The organism is Paracraurococcus lichenis, assembly GCF_030657435.1.
Lineage (GTDB): Bacteria > Pseudomonadota > Alphaproteobacteria > Acetobacterales > Acetobacteraceae > Paracraurococcus > Paracraurococcus lichenis.
In genome coordinates, this window is record NZ_JAUTWS010000521.1 from 1 (window position 1) to 387 (window position 387).

1 protein-coding gene is annotated in these 387 nt (G+C 64.6%); it reads left to right on the forward strand.

The genetic code is table 11. The annotated features are described in order from the left end of the window. Nucleotides 1–372, forward strand: a 372-nt coding sequence (locus Q7A36_RS41070) for an integrase core domain-containing protein (protein ID WP_305109521.1), incomplete at its 5' end; no start/stop codon positions are given. Nucleotides 373–387: the final 15 nt, after the last annotated feature.

Below are 387 nucleotides of genomic sequence, written 5' to 3' on the forward strand. Positions count from 1 at the left end.
TACTTCGGCCGCATCGAGAAAGACGTGGCCCAGGGCCTCTCCCTCCGCCACGACCACGGTTCGAACTACATGTCCGGCGACTTCCAGGACGAGATCGCCTTCCTCGGCATCGAGAGCTCGCCCTCCTTCGTCCGCCAGCCCGAGGGCAACGGTGTCGCCGAACGCTTCATCCGTACCCTGAAGGAGAACTTCCTCTGGGTGCACACCTTCGACACCGTCGAAGAGCTGCGTCGCGGGCTGCAGGATTTCGTCGCCCATTACAACGCCACCTGGCTTGTCGCCCGGCACGGCTACCGCACCCCCAACCAGGTCCGAGCCGAGCTACGCAGCCTTGCTCAGTGCCCACCGGACACCCTACCCTTGGCCGCCTGATTAGAGCAGCCGACT